Annotated in this window: 25 protein-coding genes; 15 read left to right on the top strand and 10 right to left on the bottom strand. The window is 66.8% G+C overall.

The window, feature by feature from the left end; all coding sequences use genetic code 11:
• Nucleotides 1-23: 23 nt before the first annotated feature.
• From ACIPV5_RS04060 to ACIPV5_RS04050, 3 genes are all read right to left on the bottom strand, one after another.
• Nucleotides 24-1541 (bottom strand): SDR family NAD(P)-dependent oxidoreductase, encoded by a 1518-nt coding sequence (locus ACIPV5_RS04060; protein ID WP_187248985.1) that lies wholly within the window; start codon nucleotides 1539-1541, stop codon nucleotides 24-26.
• A 181-nt stretch (nucleotides 1542-1722) separates the two neighbouring features.
• Nucleotides 1723-2928: a hypothetical protein gene (locus tag ACIPV5_RS04055; RefSeq protein WP_400339881.1), complete on the bottom strand. Its 1206-nt coding sequence runs from the start codon at nucleotides 2926-2928 to the stop codon at nucleotides 1723-1725.
• Nucleotides 2929-2997: 69 nt separating this feature from the next.
• Nucleotides 2998-4215 (bottom strand): hypothetical protein, encoded by a 1218-nt coding sequence (locus ACIPV5_RS04050; protein WP_400339878.1) that lies wholly within the window; start codon nucleotides 4213-4215, stop codon nucleotides 2998-3000.
• 238 nt (nucleotides 4216-4453) lie between these two features.
• Here ACIPV5_RS04050 and ACIPV5_RS04045 point away from each other — a divergent pair, with 238 nt between their 5' ends.
• From ACIPV5_RS04045 to ACIPV5_RS04030, 4 genes are read left to right on the top strand one after another with little or no spacing between them, the layout of a single operon-like run.
• Nucleotides 4454-5518, top strand: a complete 1065-nt coding sequence (locus tag ACIPV5_RS04045) for a M4 family metallopeptidase (protein ID WP_187248988.1) — start codon at nucleotides 4454-4456, stop codon at nucleotides 5516-5518.
• Nucleotides 5493-5798, top strand: coding sequence for a protealysin inhibitor emfourin (locus tag ACIPV5_RS04040; RefSeq protein ID WP_053098506.1), 306 nt, complete (start codon nucleotides 5493-5495; stop codon nucleotides 5796-5798). The genes ACIPV5_RS04045 and ACIPV5_RS04040 overlap by 26 nt, the downstream gene beginning before the upstream one ends.
• A gap of 35 nt (nucleotides 5799-5833) precedes the next feature.
• The gene (locus ACIPV5_RS04035) at nucleotides 5834-6172 is read left to right on the top strand and encodes a hypothetical protein (protein WP_400339874.1); all 339 of its coding nucleotides are present in this window, start codon (nucleotides 5834-5836) and stop codon (nucleotides 6170-6172) included.
• Nucleotides 6173-6232: 60 nt separating this feature from the next.
• The gene (locus ACIPV5_RS04030) at nucleotides 6233-6475 is read left to right on the top strand and encodes a hypothetical protein (protein WP_053098504.1); all 243 of its coding nucleotides are present in this window, start codon (nucleotides 6233-6235) and stop codon (nucleotides 6473-6475) included.
• A gap of 9 nt (nucleotides 6476-6484) precedes the next feature.
• Here ACIPV5_RS04030 and ACIPV5_RS04025 read toward each other — a convergent pair whose 3' ends face one another.
• Nucleotides 6485-7540 (bottom strand): mechanosensitive ion channel family protein, encoded by a 1056-nt coding sequence (locus ACIPV5_RS04025; protein ID WP_056276280.1) that lies wholly within the window; start codon nucleotides 7538-7540, stop codon nucleotides 6485-6487.
• Nucleotides 7541-7625: 85 nt separating this feature from the next.
• On the opposite strand from ACIPV5_RS04025, the gene ACIPV5_RS04020 reads away from it, so the two are divergent.
• Nucleotides 7626-8363, top strand: a complete 738-nt coding sequence (locus tag ACIPV5_RS04020) for a ribonuclease H (RefSeq protein ID WP_053098502.1) — start codon at nucleotides 7626-7628, stop codon at nucleotides 8361-8363.
• Between the two features lie 38 nt (nucleotides 8364-8401).
• The gene (locus ACIPV5_RS04015) at nucleotides 8402-8824 is read left to right on the top strand and encodes a DoxX family membrane protein (RefSeq protein ID WP_053098501.1); all 423 of its coding nucleotides are present in this window, start codon (nucleotides 8402-8404) and stop codon (nucleotides 8822-8824) included.
• A gap of 78 nt (nucleotides 8825-8902) precedes the next feature.
• Here the strand turns inward: ACIPV5_RS04015 and ACIPV5_RS04010 are convergent, their stop codons facing one another.
• Together ACIPV5_RS04010 and ACIPV5_RS04005 are read right to left on the bottom strand one after the other, a co-directional pair.
• On the bottom strand, nucleotides 8903-9880 hold the full coding sequence (locus ACIPV5_RS04010) for an SRPBCC family protein (RefSeq protein ID WP_072590556.1): 978 nt from the start codon (nucleotides 9878-9880) through the stop codon (nucleotides 8903-8905).
• A 1-nt stretch (nucleotide 9881) separates the two neighbouring features.
• Complete coding sequence (locus ACIPV5_RS04005; RefSeq protein ID WP_053098499.1) at nucleotides 9882-10277, bottom strand: helix-turn-helix transcriptional regulator; 396 nt, start codon at nucleotides 10275-10277, stop codon at nucleotides 9882-9884.
• Between the two features lie 458 nt (nucleotides 10278-10735).
• Here ACIPV5_RS04005 and ACIPV5_RS04000 point away from each other — a divergent pair, with 458 nt between their 5' ends.
• Entirely contained in the window at nucleotides 10736-11047 is a 312-nt protein-coding gene (locus ACIPV5_RS04000; RefSeq protein WP_029153956.1) for a hypothetical protein, read from the top strand.
• Between the two features lie 228 nt (nucleotides 11048-11275).
• Here the strand turns inward: ACIPV5_RS04000 and ACIPV5_RS03995 are convergent, their stop codons facing one another.
• From ACIPV5_RS03995 to ACIPV5_RS03980, 4 genes are read right to left on the bottom strand one after another with little or no spacing between them, the layout of a single operon-like run.
• On the bottom strand, nucleotides 11276-11809 hold the full coding sequence (locus ACIPV5_RS03995; protein WP_029264099.1) for a signal peptidase II: 534 nt from the start codon (nucleotides 11807-11809) through the stop codon (nucleotides 11276-11278).
• Nucleotides 11806-12414, bottom strand: a complete 609-nt coding sequence (locus ACIPV5_RS03990; protein ID WP_017201915.1) for a cadmium resistance transporter — start codon at nucleotides 12412-12414, stop codon at nucleotides 11806-11808. Before ACIPV5_RS03990 ends, ACIPV5_RS03995 begins: the two co-directional genes overlap by 4 nt.
• A complete protein-coding gene (locus ACIPV5_RS03985) occupies nucleotides 12414-14324 on the bottom strand; it encodes a heavy metal translocating P-type ATPase (protein WP_400339865.1) in 1911 nt (636 codons plus the stop codon). Before ACIPV5_RS03985 ends, ACIPV5_RS03990 begins: the two co-directional genes overlap by 1 nt.
• Nucleotides 14321-14680, bottom strand: a complete 360-nt coding sequence (locus ACIPV5_RS03980; protein WP_017201917.1) for a helix-turn-helix transcriptional regulator — start codon at nucleotides 14678-14680, stop codon at nucleotides 14321-14323. The genes ACIPV5_RS03985 and ACIPV5_RS03980 overlap by 4 nt, the downstream gene beginning before the upstream one ends.
• Nucleotides 14681-14809: 129 nt before the next feature.
• On the opposite strand from ACIPV5_RS03980, the gene ACIPV5_RS03975 reads away from it, so the two are divergent.
• From ACIPV5_RS03975 to ACIPV5_RS03940, 8 genes are all read left to right on the top strand, one after another.
• Complete coding sequence (locus ACIPV5_RS03975; RefSeq protein ID WP_017201918.1) at nucleotides 14810-15766, top strand: acyltransferase family protein; 957 nt, start codon at nucleotides 14810-14812, stop codon at nucleotides 15764-15766.
• 116 nt (nucleotides 15767-15882) lie between these two features.
• On the top strand, nucleotides 15883-16356 hold the full coding sequence (locus tag ACIPV5_RS03970) for a hypothetical protein (protein WP_136025676.1): 474 nt from the start codon (nucleotides 15883-15885) through the stop codon (nucleotides 16354-16356).
• 71 nt (nucleotides 16357-16427) lie between these two features.
• A complete protein-coding gene (locus tag ACIPV5_RS03965; RefSeq protein ID WP_017201919.1) occupies nucleotides 16428-17093 on the top strand; it encodes a thioredoxin domain-containing protein in 666 nt (221 codons plus the stop codon).
• Nucleotides 17090-18079, top strand: coding sequence for an NAD(P)/FAD-dependent oxidoreductase (locus tag ACIPV5_RS03960; RefSeq protein ID WP_333494180.1), 990 nt, complete (start codon nucleotides 17090-17092; stop codon nucleotides 18077-18079). Before ACIPV5_RS03965 ends, ACIPV5_RS03960 begins: the two co-directional genes overlap by 4 nt.
• Before the next feature lie 9 nt (nucleotides 18080-18088).
• Nucleotides 18089-19003 carry a cation diffusion facilitator family transporter gene (locus ACIPV5_RS03955; RefSeq protein WP_017201921.1) on the top strand — a complete coding sequence of 305 codons (915 nt, stop codon included), beginning with the start codon at nucleotides 18089-18091 and terminating at the stop codon, nucleotides 19001-19003.
• Nucleotides 18960-19664, top strand: coding sequence for a copper resistance CopC family protein (locus tag ACIPV5_RS03950; RefSeq protein ID WP_136025674.1), 705 nt, complete (start codon nucleotides 18960-18962; stop codon nucleotides 19662-19664). The genes ACIPV5_RS03955 and ACIPV5_RS03950 overlap by 44 nt, the downstream gene beginning before the upstream one ends.
• Nucleotides 19630-20196, top strand: coding sequence for a signal peptidase II (gene lspA, locus ACIPV5_RS03945; protein ID WP_168380813.1), 567 nt, complete (start codon nucleotides 19630-19632; stop codon nucleotides 20194-20196). Before ACIPV5_RS03950 ends, lspA begins: the two co-directional genes overlap by 35 nt.
• The gene (locus ACIPV5_RS03940; RefSeq protein ID WP_017201924.1) at nucleotides 20193-20528 is read left to right on the top strand and encodes a DUF6804 family protein; all 336 of its coding nucleotides are present in this window, start codon (nucleotides 20193-20195) and stop codon (nucleotides 20526-20528) included. The genes lspA and ACIPV5_RS03940 overlap by 4 nt, the downstream gene beginning before the upstream one ends.
• Nucleotides 20529-20546 lie beyond the last annotated feature (18 nt).

Genomic DNA, 20546 nt, shown 5'->3' with positions numbered 1-20546 from the left:
CCCGCAGCTCAGAGGCCGCCGACTCACCAGGGGCTGGGCTCGTAGTCCTTCAGGAACACGCCGTGGATGTCTTCGCCGGCCTCGCCGCGCACGATCGGGTCGTACACGCGGGCCGCTCCGTCGACGAGGTCGAGTGGGGCGTGGAAGCCCTCCTCGGCCAGGCGCACCTTGGTGAAGTGGGGGCGCTCGTCGGTGATCCAACCGGTGTCGACGGCGGTCATGAGGATGCCGTCGGTCTCGAGCATCTCGCCGGCGCTCGTGCGCGTCAGCATGTTCAGCGCCGCCTTGGCCATGTTCGTGTGCGGGTGACCGGGCCCCTTGTACCGGCGCGAGAACTGCCCCTCCATCGCCGAGACGTTGACCACGTACTTGCGGTTCGCCGACGAGGCCGCCATCGAGGCGCGCAGGCGACTGATCAACAGGAACGGCGCCGTCGTGTTGGCCAGCTGCACCTCGAGCATCTCGAGCGGATCGACCTGATCGATCGACTGCACCCAGCTGTTCGTGCGGTTGACGTCGGGCACGAGTCCGCCCGCGTCGATGGCGGTGCCGTCGGCGTGCTTCTCGAGCGACGACGATCCGGGGGCCATCGCGAGTCGTGCGAGGTCTTCGGCCGTCAGCGCCTGGCCGCCCTGCTCGGCGACGGTGCCGCCGAGCGCCGCGACGGACAGCAGCGGATGCGCATCGACCGAAGCCTGCAGCGCCTGCGGATGCGGATCGGCGGTGTGCCCGAACGTCTCCATCTCGGGCAGCGGTCCGTCGGGAAGCGGCTGCAGCTCGGCATCCGCCAGGAGAGAGTATGACCCCGGTGAGCGGCGCACGGTCTGCGCGGCGTTGTTGATCAGGATGTCGAGCGGTCCCTGAGCCGCGACCGAGTCGGCGAGGCCGATCACCTGAGCGGGGTCGCGCAGGTCGATGCCGACCACGCGCAGGCGGTGCAGCCAGTCGCCCGAGTCGGGCAGCGCCGAGAACCGACGAACCGCATCGCGGGGGAATCGTGTCGTGATCGTCGTGTGCGCGCCGTCGCGCAGCAGTCGCAGGGCGATGTGCATGCCGATCTTCGCGCGGCCGCCGGTGAGCAGCGCGCGCTTGCCGGTCAGATCGGTGCGGGCGTTTCGCTTGCCGTGACTGAAGCGGGCGCAGTCCGGGCAGAGCTGGTGATAGAACGCATCGACCACCGTGTAGGGCTGCTTGCAGATGTAGCAGTTGCGCGGCTTGAGCAGCTCGCCGGCGATCGGGGCGTCGACGACGCTGGTCGCGAGGTCGTGGCCGCGGGTCTCGTCGTCGATGCGGTCGGGGGCGCCGGTCGCCGTGCGGGCGACGACGGCCTTGTCGGCGTCGGCGATCGCGTCGCGGATCTCCTTGCGACGCACGCGCTTGACCGCCTTGAACATCGCCGCCGTCGCATGACGCACGGCCACGAAGTCGGGGTGCTCGTTGTCGATCTGGTGCAGCTCCGACAGGACTCGCAGGGTGGTGGCGAGATCCTCGGGGTCGATACCGGCACCCAGGTCGGAGGCGGCGTCGGGTGCATCGGTCATTGTGCCGATTTTACGCGACTTCTCGGGGTGTCTTCCTGGGAGCGCGGGCGGGGTGCCGGGGCTCGACCTCCACAACTCCGGAGACGCGCGCACCACCGGGTTCGCGCTCCCCGGAACGGCGCACAACGGGGAACGAGAGCCACGTGGATCTCCGGAGTTGTGGAGCGGTACCTCGCGCCGGTCAGTGGCCGGCGGCGCCGACCACGACGAACTCGCCGGGCACGACGTCGAGCGTCGCCTCGGCCGCGACCTCGCCGGTGTGCAGATCGATGGCGACGATGCGGTTCTCTGCCGGCTCGGTCACGTAGGCGACGTCGCCGACCACGCGGAGTCCCGGGTGCGGCTGCTGCCACTCGTCGGGGCTCTCCCACGGCTCGATGACATCCCACGAGTCGACCACCGCGCCGGTCTCGTCGAGCACGTTCAGGGTGCCGTCGGATGCGAGCACGATGATGTTGTCGTGCCCGTCGCGGCCGACTCCGCGCCACGTGTACTCGACGCCCTCCGGGAGGTCGACCACCGACAGACTCTGCGCGTCGGTGTCGACGAGCGCGAGCTGCGACAGCAGGTAGCCCTCCTGATCGGGGTCGGACTTGTAGTCCAGGGCGGCGATCGCACTCGTCTCGGTCACGTACGCGTTGCCCGAGCGACCGAAGTCGTCAGGCGCCTCGAGCTTGGTGAACGCTCCGTCGGCGAACACCAGCACGCCGTCTTCGCAGCCGAACACGATGGTCTCGCCCTTGAGCGCGCCTTCGCCGTGCACCCCGGGGCACTGCTCGTTGCGGGCGAGCTCGCCGCCGCCCTCGGCGAGCAGGCGGGCGCCGCTGCGCGACTCCGACGTGCCGATGGTCGACAGCAGCGTGCCGTCGGACAGCTCGATCGCGACTCCGTGATGAGCGGCCTCCGATGCGACGGTCCGCGAGTCCGGCAGCGTGCCGGTGCCGACGGCATCCGTGTCGAAGAGCGTCACGTCTCCGGTGCCGTCGTCGAACAGAGCGGTGCGCCCGGCATGCGGGGTGGCGTGGCCCGGGGTGACGGCGTCGAAGATCTCGCCGGTGAACTCCACGGTGTCCGAGGCGAGGCCGGTGTCGAGCACGTGGAATCCGTCGGCCGCGGTGACGAAGACGTGTCCGTCGTGGTCGCCGGCCGGGTTGACGCGCAGGAAGCCGTCCAGCTCGGCGGAGTCGACGGTCTCGAGGGTCTCGCCGTCGAGCACGGTGATGCCGCCGTCATAGGCGATGGCGACTCTGGTGTCGCCTTCGTGGTCCGACGAAGACTCGGGCTCTCCGGATGCCGAGGGCGCGGCGGTCGCGCATCCGGCGAGCGCGACCACGGCGAGCGTGGCGATCGCGCCGGCCGCGAGGCGGCTGCGGGCGGGTCGATGCATGGGTGTCTCCTTCTTCTGGGGGGGGTGCGCGGGTGCGCGTGACGACGGATGCCGCCGATGAGTCCGGTGTCAGCCGACGAGCTGGAGGTACTGCGGATCGAGGCCGTCGAAAGTGCGGGTGACGGTGCCGTCGCCGTGGTCGATCTCGTGCACCGCGCGTGTGGCCGGGTCGGAGACGTACGCGTGATCGGCGTCGATGACGAGGTGCACGAGTTCGCGCAGGGCAGGGTCCGCGACGGATGCGGCGAGCAGGGCGCTCGTCCGGACGAGTTCCGAGCCGTCGGCGGCCAGCACTCGCACGGTGCCGTCCGCCGCGATCACGACGGTGCGGCTGTCGTCGTCGCCGATGGCCACGGCGCGCAGCAGCGGGGTGTCCGTGGCGAGCAGCATCCATTCGCGGGCTCGGGAGTCGAGCAGCCAGGCGCCTCTGTCGCCGGCGACGCCTGCGAGATCCGGTCGGTCCGCGCGTCCGGCGAGAACCGGTGCCGCGACGGCGCCCGCGGGGTAGGGGATCGACTCGGCGACGAGCGCACCGCCGACTTCGCGGGTCACGAGCACGGCACCGGCGTCGCACGCGAAGACGGCGCCGACACGGGTGAGGTCGACGTCGGTCGCGTTCGTGCAGGGCACGGCGATGCCGGTCGCGGTGCCTTCCGCGTCGAGGATCTCAATCGTCTCGTCGGTGGCGGCGAGGAGGCGCCCGGAGAACGGGATGACGGGTCCGGCCGGGTCGACGGGGAGGGTGAGATGAGGCGCGTCGTCGAGATCGGCGAGCTTCTCGTGGTCGATGAGGGCGACGTCGCTGCCGAAGCGGATGGCGGTCGCACTGTCACCGACTCGGATGTCGACAGGGCCCTCTCCGTCGATGGTTCCGAGCACCCCCGCGTCGCCGAAGAAGGAGTGCGAGTGGTCGCCGTGCGGCACCGTCCAGCGGCCGGAGTCGATCACGTCGACGACCGTGCGGTCTCCCTCGACATGGGTCACGTGGGCGAAGCGGCCGACGCCGAGCACGGCATCCGCATCCGCGCCCCCCTCTGCGAGCGTCGAGCGTTCTTCGGTCTCGAGGTCGAGCAGGGTCAGCTCGCCGTCCGCGTCGGCGACGACGAGCGCGCGAGCCGGCGATGCGACCTCGGCCGCTCCTCCGCCGTCGACCCCGTCGTTCGGCGGAATGCTCGCGCTCGATGCAGGAGCCGGGGCATCGGATGCTGCGCACGAGGTCACCGTCAGGGTGGCCGCGAGCAATGACACGAACAGGAGAGTGCGGCCGGCGCGGGGAGAGGGGGTCACAGGAGCCCACTTTATTGATAACGATTCTCAGTATCAAGTCGGGGTCATTTCCCGTCATCGTCGTGTCGTTCCGACACCGTCCGTGTGCGCCGGCTCGGTGACACATGCTTCCCTCGGCCAGAGGCCCGGAATCCGGCCGATGCAGGCGCATCCGGCCGACCGAGGCGCACGTGCGGCGACTCCGCACGGCCCCGCCAGCCCTCGCCCGAACGTCGGACCCCCGGCGTAGGGTCTGAACATGAGCAGCCACACCGAGATCCCCGGAGTCGTCCCGTCCTATCTGCTCGCGCGCCTGGCCGAGTCGGGCCGCTATCCCCGTGCGGCCGCCGCCGCACGGCAGACGTTGACGGCGGGCAGACCGCCGTTCCGTGCGCGCATCGATCTGTCGATCGACGAGAACGGAGACCTGGTCGCCGAGCTGTCGGACGCGCCGAACCGCACGATCAGCGACGCCGGCAACACCCAGAACCTCCCCGGGGCGATCGTCCGCGCCGAAGACGACGAGCCGGTGGCCGACACGTCGGTCAACGAAGCGTTCGACGGACTCGGGGCGACGTTCGAGATGCTGCTCTCCGCCTTCGGGCGCAACTCGCTCAACGACGCCGGCGCCCCTCTCGACGCCACCGTGCACTACGGGATCGACTACGACAACGCCTTCTGGGACGGCGAGCGCATGGTGTTCGGCGACGGCGACGGCGAGGTGTTCGTCGGCTTCACCTCATCGACCACGGTGATCGGCCACGAACTCGCGCACGGCGTGGTGCAGTACACCGCGAACCTCGAGTACCAGGGTCAGCCCGGCGCGCTGAACGAGTCGATCGCCGATGTCTTCGGCGCGCTCACCGAGCAGTACCTCCTCGGGCAGACCGCCGCAGATGCCACCTGGCTCATCGGGGCGGAGATCTTCACGGATGCCGTGCAGGGCAGTGCACTGCGGTCGATGATCGCCCCGGGCACGGCCTACGACGACGACGAGCTCGGCAAAGACCCGCAGCCCGATCACATGAGCGGATTCGTGCGCACGACAGAAGACAACGGCGGCGTGCACATCAACTCGGGCATCCCCAACCGGGCCTTCGCCCTCTTCGCGATCGACCTCGGCGGCAACGCCTGGGAGACCGCCGGAACGGTCTGGTACCGCGCGCTCACCGGCGGCCTGTCGAGCACTGCGAGTTTCACGGAGTTCGCCGACGCGACCCTCGCCGCGGCATCCGCCATCGACGACGCGACCGCCGCAGCCGCTCGACGTGCGTGGGCGACCGTGGGAGTCTATGAGGATGAGCGAGTCCCCAGAGTCGAGTGACGCGCCGGTCGTCATCGCGGTGGTGCGGACGGGCGGCATCGCCGGCATCCGTCGCAAGTGGCGGGTGGAACCAGACCCGACCGAGACGCACCACTGGATCGCGATGATCGACAGCTGCCCGTGGGATGCCGACAGCGATGCCGATTCTGGCGCAGACCGCTTCGTGTGGCTGATCCGCGTGCGCACACCGTCGGAGGAACGCGAACGCGAGCTCCCCGACTCCGCACTCGACGGGCCGTGGCGAGAACTCGTCGATGCGGTGCGCGAGGCCGCGGCCTGACCGAACGATCCACAGACGACGAGAGGCACAACCCCGTGACGACCGAAGAGGCCGCCCGACTGCTGCAGCTGGCCCGAGACGCCTACGACCGCGCTGACGCGTTGCTGCACCTCAACGTCGAGGTCAGCCGACTCACCGGCGAGGCCTCGACCTGGGGATCCGCGCAGAACGGATTCATGAGCGATGAAAGCATCGGCTATTTCCTGAGCGAGGTCGAACGCGTGGGCTGGCGGCTCGATCACACGGGGTACACGTTCGTCGAGTCGGGGGCGACCACCTCGGCGCGCATGCTCAGCACCGGCACCGGCGTCGTCAATCACGGCGCTGTCGAGGGGTACTTCACTTTCCGTCGGCGCCAGCCGGCCGAGGCCTGACCCGATCAATCCGGTGTGAATCCGGCCGCCCCATCGCGAGGCGGGTCGAGAATGGGACCCATGGGACTTTTCCAGCAGCGCTCCGATGACGAAGAGAATCAGTGGACTCTGCCCTCCGAGCCGCTCGAGCGGTCGGAGACCGAGGTGCTCGACGCCGCGCCGGCGGTCGACCCGCTGGCCATAGGACTCGGCCTCGGTGCCGGCGCATCGATCAGCTCCGTCGCCTTCCCCGTCGCCCCGCCCGCTCCCGCGGCGTTCTCGATCGAAGATCGCGAGCCCGAAGACCGCGAGCCCGAAGGCTGACCCGCCTTCTCAGTCCGCGAGCTGCGGGGCACCCAGGTCGACTCGCGTCCGGGGAAGTGCCTCGGGATGCTCACGCTGCAGCCAGCCGATCATCTTCTCCCGTACCTCGCAGCGCAGTGTCCACTGATCGCCCGAGTCCTTGGCCGACATCACCAGGCGCACCGTGACGTAACCGCCCTGAGCCTCCGTCACCGCGGAGTCGTAGGAACGGCCGTCCCAGGCGGGTGACGCCTCGACGATGCGCTGGAACTCCTGCCGCAGCTCATCCATCGGCACTCGCCAGTCGAGATCGAGGTAGACCGTGCCGAGGATCTTGTCGGAACGTCGCGTCCAGGTCTCGATCGGTGTCGTCGTGAAGTAGCTGCACGGAATGACCAGGCGGCGCTCGTCCCAGATGTAGACGACCACGTAGGACAGGTTGATCTCGCCGACCCGCCCCCATTCGCCTTCGACGACGACCACGTCGCCGACTCGGATCGCATCGGTGAAAGCGACCTGCACCCCTGCGATGAGGTTGCCGAGGATCGACTGCGCAGCGAGTCCGGCGATGATGCTGACGATGCCGGCCGAGGCCAGCAGGCTCGTGCCGACGGCCCTCATCTCGGGGAAGCTGAAGAGCACGGCGCCCAGAGACAGCACGGCGATCGTGACCAGAACGAGCCGGTGGATGACGAGCAGCTGCGTGCGACGGCGGCGGGCTTCCGGACCGACGAGCAGCGTCTCCTCTCTGGCCATCAATCGCTCGAAGCCGAATGAGATCGATGCGCCGAGCAACCACGAGCCGGTGAGGATCGTGGCGATCAGGAACAGCCGGGACACCACCGGCCACCATTCCTGTGTCGCCGGCTCTGAGATCGCACCCGCGATCCAGATCGCGACCACAGCGGTCGTCGCGATCATCGCGTTGCGCACGCGTCTGGCGAGATCGCGCACCCATGGCACACGACGGCTGATCAGCGAGGCGGCAAGCGCCAGCACCGCGAGTGCGGCGGCAGAGATCACCGTGAGGATGGCGATCGACGCGGCGGTGCCGACCCAGGAATCCCAGGAGAAGTCGGTAGGCATCGATCCACACTATGTCCCGCGGCGGGCGGAGGCGAACGCACGTAGCCGCGCAAGGAGTGTCGCCGCGCGCGGCTACGGTTGAGGAATGACGATCACCGCCGCCGCAGACGGCTCCGCCCTGGGCAACCCCGGCCCGAACGGCTGGGCCTGGTACATCGACGACGCCAACTGGGCCGCGGGCGGCTCCCCGCACGGCACGAACAACCAGGGTGAGCTGCGGGCCGTGCTCGAACTGCTGCAGGCGACGGCCGGCATCTCCGAGAAGCTGATGATCGAGTGCGACAGCCGCTACGTGATCGATTCGGTGACCAAGTGGATGCCGGGATGGAAGCGCAAGGGCTGGCGCAAGTCGGACGGCGGGCCCGTGCTCAACCGCGACCTGCTCGAGGGCATCGACGAGGCGATCCGCGGGCGCGACGTCGAGTTCTCGTGGGTCAAGGGCCACGCCGGCCACCCCCTGAACGAGGCGGCCGACGAGCGCGCGAACGCCGCGGCGAAGGCCTACCAGGCACAGCAGGAGCCGCGCCGCGGGCCCGGGTTCACCATGGCGACGGATGCCGGGGCCGCTGCCGCAGCATCCGCCCCGATCGCCGCCGCAGCGACACGCGGCGAGCAGGATGCTGCGGCATCCCCGGCCGTCGCGACGTCTCTCGCCGAACCCCTGTGGGCCGAGCCATCGGACCTGCTCGACAGCCTCTATGCGCCGGTCGACGATCCGATCGAGGTGCGACTCGCATTGTCGAGCGACGAGCATGCCCGCCTGCGCGATCGCGCCGAGGCACAGGGCGTCACGCTCGAAGAGGCGCTCCGCCGCCTGATCTGACGGCCCTCACCCCTGAGGGCCCCGCGTACACTCGCACCATGGCGAAGAATGTCGCACGCACCATCGGCCGGGTCTTCCTGGGTTCCTCGCTCGTCTTCGCGGGCGTCTCGCATCTGACGTTCGCGCGCGAGGAGTTCCAGGCGCAGGTGCCGGAGTGGGTGCCCATCGACCCGGACGTGACCGTGCTCGCCTCCGGTGTCGTCGAGATCGGACTCGGCACCGCGCTGCTCGTCGCGCGCAAGCACCGCGGACTGGTCGGCGTGATCACCGCGCTGTTCTTCGTCGCGGTCTTCCCCGGCAACATCGCGCAGTGGACGCACCACCGCGACGGCTTCGGCCTCGACACCGACATGAAGCGATTCGTGCGCCTGTTCTTCCAGCCCGTGCTGATCGCCCTGGCCATCTGGTCGACGCGCCGCCCGCGCCGCGACGCGGCCGGCTCCGCTCCCGCCGCTCCATAACTCCGAAGCTCTGCACCGGAACGGCGGAAGACCGGCCGTTCCCCGAGGGATGCGACCGGCCGTCCGGAGTCGTGGAGCTCAGACCGCGAGCAGCTCCCGCTCGAGGCGGGCGTACGAGGTCTCCATGCCGTCGGCCATGCCGGTGGCGAGGATCATGTCGCGCGTCTCCTTGTCGGGGTACTCGATGTAGAGCGTGATGAGCGTCGCCCCGTCCTCTTCGTAGAGGTTCAGGTCGTTCAGCGTCTCGACCGGCATCCCGATCATCCGCTCGGTCTGCACCGACCGCCGCGGTGCGTCGATCAGCAGCGCCTCGCCCTCGAATCCGAACGGCTGCCCCTCGGTGTCGCCCACGGGCGCCCACGAGTTGCGATAGGTCTGACCGACCTCGGTGGCAACCACGCACTCGGTCATCTCCCACCCGTCGGGTCCGAGCAGCCACTGCTTCATGAGCTCGGGGTCGTTGTGCGCACGCCAGACCAGTTCGCGCGGTCCCTCGACGAGACGCGTGATGCGCACGTGGGTGTCGTCGAGCAGCTCGACCTGCGTGCCCTTGCCCTGCGCGTAGTCGCGCAGATCCTGCAGCACGGCGTCGAGCTGGCTCATCGCCAGCTTCAGACCCTCGATCTGGCCCATCTCGACGACCTGCTCGATCGCCTCGACCGAGTCGAAGTGACTGGTCGTGACCATGCGGGTGCCGTCGGCGGTGGACTCGAACGCGAACGACATCCGCTGCGCGGGGAAGCCGTCGAGAGGATTGCCCTCATCGTCGACGAACGAGTCGAGCACCTCGAAGCTGTGCGGGGCATCGATCGAGAGGAACTCCCACGACCCCGACGACTTCTCGCCGCGCGGCCCGCTCATCGAGTACTGCGCACGTCCGCCGACCGTGTGGTCCCAGGCGGTGAAGGTGGCCGGCCATCCGGGAGGGCCCCAGAAGCGCTCGAGCTGGCGCGGGTCGCTGTATGCGGCCCAGACCCGCTCGATCGGCGCCGCGAAATCGGCGACGACGGTCATGGTGAGGTTGTCGGCATCGGTGGTGACATCCGTGACGGGCATGTCAGTCTCCTTCTTCGGTTCGTGGAACATCGGTGGTGTCGGTCGTATCGGTGCGGGATGCCGGCGTCTCGGCCAGCAGCTCGTCGAGCCGGGCGATGCGCGACCGCCACAGCTCTTCGTATCGGGCGAGGAGCGCCCTGGCGCGGGCGATCATCTCGGGGTTCGCGCGGACGAGCCGCTCGCGTCCCTCGGCGCGCTTGACGATGAGATTCGCCGCTTCGAGCACGGCCACGTGCTTCTGCACCGCGGCGAACGACATCTCGTATTCGGAGGCGAGGGTCGAGACGGACTGCTCCCGCTCGATCGTCCGACGCAGGATGTCGCGTCGGGTCGACGTCGCCAATGCGTGGAACACACGGTCGACCTCCGCTTCGCTCAGTTCTCTTTGTGCAACCATTTGGTTGTACGTTAGACCCGGGCAAGAGCGGATGTCAAGGGTTCTTGTGACTTGCGGCTTTAGATCGGACTAGATGCTTTACATCGGACTACCCGAGGCTGAGCCGGACTGAGTCCGATCTAAAGCAGAGTGCTGGGGGCCGCCTCCCTTCGGAGTGGCAATGAAGCCAGCTGCGGTCGCGAGGAAAGTCAGATCGTCAGGCCGACTCATGCAGGACGACGGTCAAAACGCGCGCACATCCAGACCCCGAATACGGATGGTTGGCGGTCGGCAGAACCTGCGCCGAAACCCATACACCACCCGTTTCGGCGCCCTAACGTTTCGGCAGGGGGTTACGGCGGGGCGACGCTCGGCGTGTCGCACTTCCCCAGCACCACCACGGGTGCCCGGCCGCAAACGATCGTTTTCGGTGGTAGCCCGGGCACGACATCAACAGCGAAGTCGAGGATGATTGAGTCGTGGAGATTGAGCTGCTTTATATCGCCGGTTGCCCCAGCTGGGTTGAGGCTGGCCGTCGTGTTTCTGAGGCGCTACGAGAAACAGGCCACGACGAATCGGAGGTTCACTACCGACTCATCCGGACGGAGGAGGACGCGGGCGCAGTCTCGTTCGCGGGCTCCCCCACGATCACCCTGGATGGCAACGATCTCTTTCCGGGGTCGGGGCGAAGCAATGACCTCGCCTGCCGTATTTACAGCACCCCTGCTGGGCTGGCCGGGATGCCAACGGTTGAACAGATTCGAGAGGCGCTCTCCGCTCATGGCGACTGACGAGGACGTTGCGTGCACGTGCTGCGGGCGACATCTGCCACGCAAGAAGCTGCACGCACTCGGAGACGATCGCGCTTTCATCTGTCGACGATGCGGCTGGTGGGTGGCTCTGCGCCTACATCGCGACCGCCCGCCTGCCTAAGCGTGAACTCACTCAACGGCTGCCCACGGCGATCGCGCCGATGTAGAGGGCGAGTTGATGGGTGTCCCACCACCGCACAACGGATCTCACTCGGTGCTCTCATCCCCGGCGCGGATCATGAAAACTGCTCCGGTGATCGCTGCGGCGAAGATTACGATGTCGGCGATGTTGCCGATGAACCAGTTTCCGTAGGCGAGGAAGTCCACGACGTGACCACGGGCGAATCCGGGGTCCCGGAAAAGGCGGTCGCCTGCGTGTGAGGCGGAAGCGCCGCCGAGCGCGCCGATGACGATCGCCCATCTCACGCGTTGCACTCGGAACGCGAACACGATCGCTGTGACCGTGGCGGCGACAGCGAGCAGCGCGAACACCCAGGTGAAGCCTTCCCCGAAGGAGAATGCCGCTCCGGGGTTATAGGCGAGCTGCAAACCCAGCAGGTCACCGATCAGCGGGATGCGCTCACGGTCGGTGAGGGTCGCTTCGGCCCACACCTTGGTTCCCTGATCGATCAGCACGACGACCACGGCGATCAAGAGCGCTCCACCAGTGAGCTGCCGCCGCCGGGTCGACGACAGCTTGCGCGCAGCGGGCGGATGAGCCTCTGACTGGGAGGAGGTCATGCGAGCACCTCGATCAGACGGACGATGACCCCAGATTCGATCAGGATGAACAGGCCCAGGCCGATGAACACGGCCGGTACGAGCCAGTGCTCGACGCGCTCCAGCCCCTCGGTAACAGCCTTGTTGGTGCCGATCAGCCGGCCGGCCGCGCACCAGACCGCGACGAGGATGAGGAACACGACGATCATGATCGCGACGTCGACTGGGGTGCTGGTGCGGAAGATTGGCGTGTAGAGGGAGATATTGTCGGCCCCGTTGGCGATCGTGATCCCTGCGACGCCCCATAGTCCGACCGCGGTGATCTTGGAGTCGTCGTCGTCATTGTCGCCGTTGCGGCGCAAGCCGCGAATGAGCGTCCACACGCCGATGCCGAGCGGGATCAGACCCAGGAACCCGACCCATTCGTCCGGAACGATCGTGAGCCCGAGCGCGGCTATCACACTGATCACGACCAGGGTGATGAACCCGAGATACTGGCCTGCGATGATCTGCCACGGGCGGGGTTTCCCTCGACTGGAGGCGAGGAACAGCACGGTGAGCACGACGATGTCGTCGATGTTCGTCGCCGCAAAAAGGCCGATCGCTGAACCGATGGTGGCGAGCATCAGCTTTCCAGTCGTGGCGTGCGGGCGGCACGCAGGCCGTTGAGGATCACGATGACCTCCGCGACCTCGTGGACCAGGACGACAGCCGCGAGCCCCAGGACGCCGAAGAGCGCGAGCGGGAGCAGGGCGGTGATGATCAGCAGCGACAGGATGATGTTCTGGTTGATGATCCGTCGACCGCGCCGGGCGTGATCGAACGCCCGCGGGATGAGGCGCAGATCATGGCCGGTGAAGGCCACGTCGGCGGATTCGATCGCTGCGTCGGAGCCTGTCGCGCCCATCGCGATGCCGACGTCTGCGCTAGCGAGGGCCGGGGCATCGTTGATGCCGTCGCCGATCATCGCGACCGGTCCTGCCTTCGACAGTTCTGCGATCGCGGTCGCCTTGTCCTCCGGGCGCAGCTCCGCTCGCACGGCGCTGATCCCGGCCTGCGCAGCCAGAGCACGAGCGGTCCGGGCGTTGTCGCCGGTGAGCATCGTCACGCCGACGCCCTGGCCGGTGAGTGTCCGGACTACGTCAGAGACTTCAGGGCGCAGCTCGTCACGGACGCCGATCGCGGCGACCGGTGACCCGTCGCGGTGCACGATGACGACGGTCATGCCCTGCTCTTCCAGCGTTGCGACCCGCTCGACGAGGTCGCCGGCGTCCAGCCAGCGGGGACTGCCGACGGTGATTCTCGATCCGTCGACGGTGCCGTCAATACCGTGGCCGGCCTGCTCGGTCACATCTGCAGCTGCCGGTGTCCCCGAGGCTGCGGCGGTGATTGCTGAGGCAAGAGGATGTGTGCTGTGCTGCTCCAGGGCAGCCGCGCACGCCAACGCCTGGACCTCGGTTACACCGTTCGTGGTGAGCACGGCGGTGACCACGGGCTCGTTGCGGGTGAGGGTTCCGGTCTTGTCGACGGCGACGTGCCGGACCGTCCCGAAGCGCTCGAAAACGGCGCCGGACTTGATGATCACACCGAACTTGCTCGCCGCACCGATCGCAGCGACGACCGTCAGCGGCACCGAGATCGCCAGCGCACACGGGGAGGCCGCGACGAGCACGACGAGCGCGCGGGTGATCCACACCTCGGGGTCGCCCAGCAGCGAACCGATGATCGCGACAAGCGCTGCGAGGATCAGCACGCCGGGCACCAGCGGGCGGGCGATCCTGTCCGCGAGACGAGCACGCTCGCCCTTCTCGGTCTGTGCTTTCTCTACCAGTTCGACGATCGTGGTGAGCGAGTTGTCGGTGCCCGCAGCCGTCGTTTCGACCTCCAGCGCGCCGGCGCTGTTGATCGCGCCGGCCGACACAACATCGCCAGGCTGGACCTCGACCGGGATCGACTCCCCAGTGATCGCCGAGGTGTCCAGGCTGGAGCGACCGGAGCGGACGATCCCATCCGTTGCGATCCGCTCGCCCGGGCGGACCACCATGACCTGACCGACCATAAGCTCTCTCGCTTGCACCTGCACAGCGTTGCCGCCCTGCAGCACGGTCGCTGTTTCCGGGACGAGCTTCAGGAGCGCCCGTAGCCCCCCGCGGGCCCGGTCCATCGCCTTGTCTTCGAGCGCCTCAGCGATCGAGTACAGGAACGCCAGAGCCGCGGCCTCCTCGACGTATCCGAGGACGACTGCACCGATGGCGCTGATGGTCATCAGCAGTCCGATGCCGAGCTTGCCCTTGAACAGCTTTCGTATCGCGCCAGGCGTGAACGTCGACGCACCCAGCAGCAGACCGGCCCAGAACAGCACGAGCGCCGGAATCTCGAGGCCGGACCACTCGAGGATCAGGCCGACGAGGAACGCAACGCCGGAAAGGACCGGCACCATGATCCCGCGGTCCCTCCACCACGGCCGCTCAGCCTCTTCGTGTTCCTCTCCCGCCGGGGCGGCGGACTCGTGCTCGCAGCCGCACGCCGCGCTCACGCGTCAGCCCCTGCTCCGCAGCAGCCCGGCACCGTGCAGGCCGAGTCCACACACGGCGCGTGCTCGTCCACAGCCAGCGTCACATCCACAAGCGCGAGGAGGGCCGCGGCGAGATGAGGGTCGGCGATCTCGTAGCGGGTTTGCCGGCCCTCAGGCTCGGCGACAACGATCCCGCAGTCACGCAGGCAGGTGAGATGGTTCGACACGTTGGAGCGCGTCAGCTCCAGCTCACGGGACAGGACTGCGGGGTAGCTCGGGCCACCGAGCAGAGTCATGAGAATCCGAGAACGCGTAGGATCAGCCATGGCGCGGCCGAGCCGGTTCATGACGTCGAGACGAGAAGCAATGGTCAGCATAAGCTGAACTATACAGTCTCCGCTGACCTATTTCCTATGCGGTCAAGCCAATGCCCTCAGGGCATGGTCTTCGAGCCCGAAAGAACGCTGCCGCCCAGAATGCACAGGCGAGCTCGACGCGTCTCTGACATGAGCCGTCTTCTGGTTCCGGACGCGCTCCGCGGGTTCGCGATTGTCGCGATGCTCATCGCGCACGCTGCTCCGTTCGTGCCGAACGCACCGTGGGCGGTGCAATTCGTCACGGCGAACTTCAGTAGTGTCGCGTCGCCGCTCTTCGCACTCGTCATGGGCATGTCGGCGGAGCTTGTGTGGAGACGCGGCGGCGCTGCGGGGGTGACGTTGCTGCAACAGGCTCTGCGTGGCCTGTTCCTCATCGTCCTGGGTGTGTGGATGGCCACGTGGGGCTCCTGGCTGGCGGTCATCCTGAGCTATCTCGGGCTGCTCATCATCCTCGGCGCGCCCCTTCTACTCCTGCGCAGCTCGGTCGTGATCGCCGCGACAGCGGTCCTTGTCCTGGCCAGTCAGCCATTGCTGAGCGTCGCACGCACCTGGATTTGGGTCTACACCGCGCCGCCGCCCGTGCGTGAGGTCACGACCTGGATGTTCCTGGGCCCTCAGTATCGGGTGGTCAACCTGTTGCCGGTGTTCCTCATCGGTGCCCTGTTGATCCGTCACGGCTTGAAACGCGATCGCTTGTTGTGGATCATGGCGGCTGTGGCGCTGTTGGCGTATCTTGCCTGGGGTTTCGGGCAGCGCTTCGGCACGGTGTTATCGGGGGACTACCTGGACTCTCTGAGGGATATTGGCTTGGTGTTCGCCGTCTACGTCTGCGTTGTGCTGGGGGCTACGGTGAGGCGGGAGCATGCAGAGCGTTTTTGGGGTGCTGTCTTTGTTCCCCTGTGCGCGTGCGGTCAGGTGGCGTTGTCCCTGTACTTGCTGCACGGCGGTCTCATCGCACTCTGGAGTAACGCGTATGGCCGCCCTGCCGAGAACTTCTACTTGGGATGGCTGGTGATCGTTCCGGGCATGATCGGGGCGGGTTGGGTGTGGTGGCGGTTTGTTGGAACTGGTCCAGTTGATGGGTGATGGGCTGGCTCAGCGGACGACGTCCCAAGGCTTTCTCGCTTCGCCCGTAGAACGGGCGCGTGGCTCACGGGTTCGCAAGAAGACTTGATTGGTGGGGCTGGTATCATCCTGAGGTCATGGTCGTCCACGGTCGCGCTCACAAATGCGTTAGCCGAGCCGACGAGTTCCTGATAACGAAGATCATTACAGCCCTCGGGCTGGCGCTTCTTCTCGTTGTCGGAGCATGGCCGGGCGGCCATCGTGACGTGACAGATACGACTCCGTATCTGAGCACGACATCCTCGTCGTCACTAGGGACGCCTTCTGTCGGCCAGGACTCCGCTGGTTCCGGTGAAAGCGTTGTCGGCGCGACCGCCGAACAATTCGTGACCGGGGATACCGCAAACGACATCGTGATCGGTGTTGCCGGGTGCCTCTTGGGTATCATCTGCTGCTTCTTGGTGCTCATCGTCACGCGGACCTTCCGCCGGCACGTCCCCGGTTCTCACATTCGCGAACGTTTGCCGCGCGCACCATCACTGGCGGCCATGACGGGGCGCCTGTTCGCATTGCCTCCTTCTCTCACACAGCTTTCTCTGTCGCGGACCTGACTCTGGCGGCGCCATCTCTTCGATGGCGCTCCACTGGTCGCCCTCGTTCGTTGTGTGTGTTTGGAGTGTCTATGAAATCTTCCGTGAAAGCGGTACTTGTCACCGTTGCTCTCGCCGTGGTGTTGCTGGTCGTCGCGCTGGTCTTCGTCCTTGTCAATCAGAATCGAGCTGCCGCACCCGAGACGGGGACCGCTGACGGTCCACAGGTCGTCCGTGAGAACTCGCATGTCCTCGATGACGGAGGGGAAGGGGCGGTGACGGTTGTCGAATTCCTCGATTTCGAGTGCGAGGCCTGCGGTGCGTTTTATCCCCTCGTCGAGGATCTCCGCGGCAAGTTCGATGGCGAGATCACGTACGTGATCCGCTACTTCCCGCTGCCTGGTCACCTCAACTCGAAGAACGCCGCAATCGCTGCCGAAGCCGCAGCGCAGCAGGGGCGGCTGGAAGACATGTATCACCGCCTGTTCGAGACGCAGCCTCAATGGGGTGAGGCTCAAGAGTCTCGTGCGGACCTGTTCCGGGGGTTTGCGGAGGAACTCGGATTGGACATGGCCGCGTTCGATGATGCGGTCGCTGATCCGGCGACAGCAGAACGGGTCCAGTTCGATCTCGACGAGGGTGAGCAGCTCGGTGTCAGCAGTACCCCCTCGTTCTTCATCGATGGAGAGCCTGTCGTGCTGGAAACGTGGACCGACCTGGAGGACAGCATTGAAGCCGCGGTGAACGGTGCTGAATGATGGCGCGTTCGCTATCGCACCGTCGCGTCATCATCGTTGGCGCCGGGCATTCCGGATTGGCGACAGCCGCCGCGCTCAGGTCCTCCGGGCTTGAGCCACAGAAAGACTTCGTGATCATCGATTCTGCACCCCCCGGTCAACGAAGCTGGGCCACACGGTGGCAGTCGATGAAACTGCGCAGTGCGGCACGCCACAGTGTCGTCCGCGGGTTCCCTTTCCCGGGCGATGAAGATCGTCATCCGAGTGCGGATGAGATGTCCGACTATCTGTCTTCGGTGGAGAAAGCCATCGGTGTGAAGACCGTGTGGAGCACACGAGCTCTTGGAGTCAACCGGTTGGGCGACGGATCCACGCTGCATCTGTCGACCTCCGCCGGGGAAGTGCAAACACGAAATGTGGTCTGTGCAACGGGAGCTGCCGCCGTGCCGCGCATACCGGGGTGGCGCCAGGAACTGGCAGTGCCCGGTGTTGTGCTGCATTCCAGCCAGTACCTCGACCCCGCGCAGATACCCCCCGGCCGCGTGTTGATCGTTGGCGGCGGATACAGCGGAGTGGAGATTGCTGAAGAACTCACGTCCTCCCACGACGTCACCCTCGCGACTCGAGCGGAACCACCACGGGCATCAGAGCGGCCCATCTGGTCAAGGCTGCGACGTAAGGGTCCGATGTCCGAGGCACGCCCCCGCGCAGCTTCGACAGACGTCACTCATGCCGCCGCCGTAACGGGGGTCAACGGAGACACCGTGATGTTCGCCGATGGGGCGTCCATGAAGCCGCAATCCCTGATCCTCGCGACCGGGTACGAGCCGGCAGACGGATGGCTGCCCGATTCGGAGCCCCCCGGGCAGCCATTACACGTCAGTGCACGCATCCCCGGACTGTTCACTGTTGGCATGCCGCGATACTCCCGGGCGGACGCTGACACCCTCGCTGGGGCGAGCCGTGAAGCGGCGACCGTCGCCCGGCTAATCGTCGGACGGCCATAAAGGAGCACCATGACAGAAACAGGGCACAGTCACGGTATCGGTGACGCCACTCCCCGCAATCGCCTGGTCATCGCGTTCGCGATCACCTCCTCGGTCTTCATCATCGAAGTAGTCGGGGCAATCATCACAGGCAGCCTCGCACTGCTCGTTGATGCGGCGCACATGCTCACCGATGTCGTCGGGTTGGCGATGGCCGTCACCGCTGCGCATCTGATGAACCGTCCCCCGACTCCCAAGTACACCTTCGGTCTTCAACGCACTGAGGTGCTCGGTGCACTCGCTCAAGCAGCTCTGCTGCTCGGAGTGGGCATCTTCGCGCTCGTGGAAGGCGTACGTCGGCTGTTCGAGCCCCCGGAGATCGCTTCGGGAAGTCTGCTGTTCTTCGGCATCGTCGGTCTCGTCGCCAACATCGCCTCCATGCTCGTATTGTTCAGCGGCCGCGGGCGCAATCTCAACATGCGCGCCGCGTTCCTCGAGGTCGTCAACGATGCCCTCGGTTCCGTCGGCGTCATCGCCAGCGCCATCCTCATCGCCGTTTTCGGTTGGTATCAGGCGGACGCTGTCGCGGGCGTCTTAATCGCGCTACTCATCATTCCCCGCACCCTCATCCTGTTGCGAGCATCCGGCCGGGTCCTGTTGGAGTCCACACCTGCCGGTCTCGACCTCGAGGATGTTCGCCGCCACATCCTTGCCCTTCCGCACGTGGTCGCGGTGCACGACCTCCACGCGACCCAGGTCTCGACCGACCTCCCCACGCTCACCGCCCATGTTGTGGTCGATGACACCGTCACGATGGAAGCTTCCGCCGAACTGCTGGCATCACTTCAGCAATGCGTCAGCGAACATTTCGCCGTGAGCATCGAACACTCCACCTTCCAGATTGAACCCGAATCCCACCCCGGAGAGCACGACACCCATGCATAAACGCCTCTCGGCACGCACCACTGCCGTCCTCACCACCCTGTTGTTGTCGGCATCCGTCGTACTTGGGGCTGCATCTCCGGCCGCCGCTCATGACGACTTCGTTTCGTCGTACCCCACCGCCGACTCGACCATCAACGGATCCCCCGACGAGATCTCTCTGATGTTCACCGGAACCCTCACCGGTGGTGACGACGCAACGGTCGTCGAGGTTATCGATGAAAGCGGAGCAAACGTCGCCGTCGACCCGCCGACGGTGAGCGGTGACTCGATCACCCAACACCTCTCCCCGGACGCCGCAACCGGCATCTTCACCGTCCGCTGGAAGACCGTCTCCGCCGACGGACACCCGATCAGCGGAGAGTATGTCTACACCGTCACGCCCGCGATGGCCACGGAACCCAGCACTCCGACCACAAGCCCCACCCCTGAAACCTCCCCAACCGAGGAGCCGGAACCGGCCCGACCCGCGCAAACATACGGTGGCACGGCATCCGGCGGCGGCGCTTTCGAACTGCTGCCCCTGTTCTTCCTCTCGGGTCTAGCACTGATTCTGGGGATCGGCGTTGTGGGAGTGGTTATGGCCGGGCGCCAGCGTCACCAGCGCGACCGCGCACAGGCCGCCAAGGATGCCGCAGCTACGGAGAACGACGCCGATGCGTGATCGAGTCCGCCGGTCGGCCGTGATGCTCATCGTCGCCGCCATCGTCATCCTGATCGATCAAGGCACCAAGACTCTTGCTCTGAACACGTTGCGGCAAGATGCGCGTATACCGCTGATCGGTGACTGGCTCGGTCTTCAACTGGCCTTCAACCCCGGGGCGATCTTCTCGCTCGGGGAAGGTTCCACATGGGTCATCACCGTCATCGGGGTCGCTGTCACCGCGGTCCTCATCGGTGCCGCCATCCGAGCCCGGAACGTCTGGTCGGCGGTTGGTTTCGGTTTCATCGTGGGCGGTGCGATCGGAAACCTCATCGATCGCTTATTCTCGCCGCCCGCGTTCGGGATCGGGCACGTCACCGACTTCCTCGCCTACGGGAACCTGTTCATCGGCAACCTCGCCGATGTCGCTCTCGGCATCGGTGCCGTATTCCTCATCGTCGCGGGTCTGCGCACAAGCCGTCGCCGGCCAGACCCCGCGTCCCGCCCCGATCCCGTCGACCCTGTACCCGCCGAAGAAACGGTTCACCCATGAGTCCCAAAGAACGCGTCCCCTCCACTTACCAGCGGAATGCCCTGGCCCCCAGCCTCGTCGCCGCCGCGATCCTGTTCCTGGCCCCGGCGCTCTTCCAGGCGAACTGGGCACCGCTCGTCCTCTTCATCGCCTCGATTTTCGGGCTGATCGTCGGGTGGTTTGCGCTGCAGGCACGCCACTGGTGGTGGATCCCGGTTTTCCTCGCGATCGCCGTGCTCTGGAATCCGGTGATGCCGTTCCCCTTCTCCGGTGTCGTGTGGACCACAGCACAGCCCGTCGCGGCCGTGGTCTTCTTGGCAGCGGGTGCGACGATCAAGGTGATCCGGAAGTGAGCGGCGTGAGCTTCGCGT

The sequence above is a fragment of the Microbacterium sp. NPDC090014 genome (assembly GCF_044748285.1).
Classification (GTDB): Bacteria; Actinomycetota; Actinomycetes; order Actinomycetales; family Microbacteriaceae; genus Microbacterium.
This window is presented reverse-complemented; position numbering and strand designations above follow the sequence as displayed.

Bases quoted from the DNA above. Each gene is read 5' to 3' on its own strand.
- ACIPV5_RS04040 (WP_053098506.1), top strand. From the start codon at position 5,493: ATGAGCGAGTCCCCAGAGTCGAGTGACGCGCCGGTCGTCATCGCGGTG.
- ACIPV5_RS03970 (WP_136025676.1), top strand. From the start codon at position 15,883: ATGGTCGTCCACGGTCGCGCTCACAAATGCGTTAGCCGAGCCGACGAG.
- ACIPV5_RS04025 (WP_056276280.1), bottom strand. From the start codon at position 7,540: ATGCCTACCGACTTCTCCTGGGATTCCTGGGTCGGCACCGCCGCGTCG.
- ACIPV5_RS04030 (WP_053098504.1), top strand. From the start codon at position 6,233: ATGGGACTTTTCCAGCAGCGCTCCGATGACGAAGAGAATCAGTGGACT.
- ACIPV5_RS03990 (WP_017201915.1), bottom strand. From the start codon at position 12,414: ATGCTCGCCACCATCGGTTCAGCGATCGGCCTTTTTGCGGCGACGAAC.
- ACIPV5_RS04045 (WP_187248988.1), top strand. From the start codon at position 4,454: ATGAGCAGCCACACCGAGATCCCCGGAGTCGTCCCGTCCTATCTGCTC.
- ACIPV5_RS04005 (WP_053098499.1), bottom strand. From the start codon at position 10,277: ATGGTTGCACAAAGAGAACTGAGCGAAGCGGAGGTCGACCGTGTGTTC.
- ACIPV5_RS04020 (WP_053098502.1), top strand. From the start codon at position 7,626: ATGACGATCACCGCCGCCGCAGACGGCTCCGCCCTGGGCAACCCCGGC.
- ACIPV5_RS03995 (WP_029264099.1), bottom strand. From the start codon at position 11,809: ATGACCTCCTCCCAGTCAGAGGCTCATCCGCCCGCTGCGCGCAAGCTG.
- ACIPV5_RS03940 (WP_017201924.1), top strand. From the start codon at position 20,193: ATGAGTCCCAAAGAACGCGTCCCCTCCACTTACCAGCGGAATGCCCTG.
- ACIPV5_RS04010 (WP_072590556.1), bottom strand. From the start codon at position 9,880: ATGCCCGTCACGGATGTCACCACCGATGCCGACAACCTCACCATGACC.
- ACIPV5_RS03955 (WP_017201921.1), top strand. From the start codon at position 18,089: ATGACAGAAACAGGGCACAGTCACGGTATCGGTGACGCCACTCCCCGC.
- ACIPV5_RS03965 (WP_017201919.1), top strand. From the start codon at position 16,428: ATGAAATCTTCCGTGAAAGCGGTACTTGTCACCGTTGCTCTCGCCGTG.
- ACIPV5_RS03975 (WP_017201918.1), top strand. From the start codon at position 14,810: ATGAGCCGTCTTCTGGTTCCGGACGCGCTCCGCGGGTTCGCGATTGTC.
- ACIPV5_RS04015 (WP_053098501.1), top strand. From the start codon at position 8,402: ATGGCGAAGAATGTCGCACGCACCATCGGCCGGGTCTTCCTGGGTTCC.
- ACIPV5_RS04060 (WP_187248985.1), bottom strand. From the start codon at position 1,541: ATGACCGATGCACCCGACGCCGCCTCCGACCTGGGTGCCGGTATCGAC.
- ACIPV5_RS04055 (WP_400339881.1), bottom strand. From the start codon at position 2,928: ATGCATCGACCCGCCCGCAGCCGCCTCGCGGCCGGCGCGATCGCCACG.
- ACIPV5_RS03980 (WP_017201917.1), bottom strand. From the start codon at position 14,680: ATGCTGACCATTGCTTCTCGTCTCGACGTCATGAACCGGCTCGGCCGC.
- ACIPV5_RS03960 (WP_333494180.1), top strand. From the start codon at position 17,090: ATGATGGCGCGTTCGCTATCGCACCGTCGCGTCATCATCGTTGGCGCC.
- lspA (WP_168380813.1), top strand. From the start codon at position 19,630: ATGCCGCAGCTACGGAGAACGACGCCGATGCGTGATCGAGTCCGCCGG.